The following is a 1,507-nucleotide window of genomic DNA, read 5'->3' as shown; positions in this document are numbered from 1 at the left end:
CTTGAGTTCAATGCATCCTCTTGATGGGTGTGATTACCAATTAGCCTTTTGCTGCCAGAAGCACCATCCATATGCTTACTCCATACAGACCTAACATACGACTTATTACAAATTACAAGCGAAATTAGAAATGAACCTATCTCCGTCTAGGAGTAGGACAAACTTTGTCCGCTGCTACCCTCTAACTTAACTGTGAGCAGTTAACCATAATAACTGCTCCAGAGTCAAGACCGATACTTTTTAGCTACCAGAATCTACCAAAGGTAAATTCTGGCTCACTAATGCAAGCTGATTTCTCAGCCAGGGGGTATCTCCCAAGGCATGGCCGTAGGCCACGCTGCGCGAACGCAGAAATATTCCACGAGCGCCGTTGATGTCTCTATCCATCGTCCGACCATCAACCTTTGATTTAATTACTTTACTTCCACCGATGTTGACTAATTCCCCTGTCCAGCTGACAGTTTTACTAGTATAAGCTTCACAAACATCTACGACAGTTTTCCCCACCTCTTGGGCTTTGTGCTTCAGAAATTCTTTGAACCGATAATGAGCGAAATTCAGCATATTCCGGACAGTTTTTGATCTGATTCTTCTGCTACCTCTCTTCGACATTTGAGCTGTTTCAAAAGTTGGAATCAAAATTACGTCAAAGTTGTCAACTAGGAATTTAGCTGTCTTATGATGAAGCTCATTTATCAGGTTCTGAATCTTGATTACCATTCGTCGAGCAGCTTTTCTCATTCGACGCTTCTGCCCACGCTTGGCTTTACTAATCCTTGATAACAGGTTGTCTAGATGCTGGCATATTCGCTGAATTCTGGAAAAATCTCCGTGCCCAATCTTTCCCACAGATTTTTCACTAAAAAAAGTAATAAAAGTCCTGACTCCAGGGTCTAAAGCAACCACTCTACCTTGGTTTTCGGCTTTTGTGTTAGTTACTTTGTGGGGGACAATTAGATAGTAATCCCCATTGTTACTGGTCAGTCGGCAGTCACAAATATTATCGGGAAGATTTTCAGAATATGTCAGCCTTCCTAATTTTGTGTGATATATCCCCACAACAGAAACTGCTGACTTTGGGATATAGCAAGACTGGATTGGGTTTTTACGAGATCTGAATTTTACTCGTTGAATAAGTGATGTCTTTTTATACTTTTTCTTGGCCTCCTGGACAGCGGTGCAAGCATCCTTTATCGCTATAGATTTGATTTGATAAGGTACTACTTTACACCACTCCGGAAGGTCATTTAGTATTTCGGTTTTAATAGCTTTCCAGTTAGCTTTTACTTCTCCATTCTGGAGGATTTTGACGGTTTTATTGAACACATAGCGGGACACTCCAAACCATTGCCGAACAAGCGAGCGCTGTTCAGAGCTTAGGAACACTCGAATCTTCTTTGATTTTCTTCCCGTACTTCCGGAGTCCGTGAACCCTACAGGAGAAGACGTGAATGATGGAGAGAAGATCTGCGGTAAGCTCTGACTCTGGACAGCTATTAAAACCAGA

General features: G+C 42.1%; 1 protein-coding gene and 1 pseudogene. Both read right to left on the bottom strand.

Annotation, left to right across the window (positions count from 1 at the left end):
* Nucleotides 1–240: 240 nt before the first annotated feature.
* A complete protein-coding gene (locus F6K49_RS48180; protein ID WP_293109715.1) occupies nucleotides 241–1,386 on the bottom strand; it encodes a transposase in 1,146 nt (381 codons plus the stop codon).
* Nucleotides 1,370–1,507: pseudogene (locus F6K49_RS48175) on the bottom strand (IS607 family transposase); the annotation flags it as partial. The gene F6K49_RS48180 and the pseudogene F6K49_RS48175, both read right to left, overlap by 17 nt.

This window comes from Moorena sp. SIO3I6 (assembly GCF_010672095.1).
This window is presented reverse-complemented; position numbering and strand designations above follow the sequence as displayed.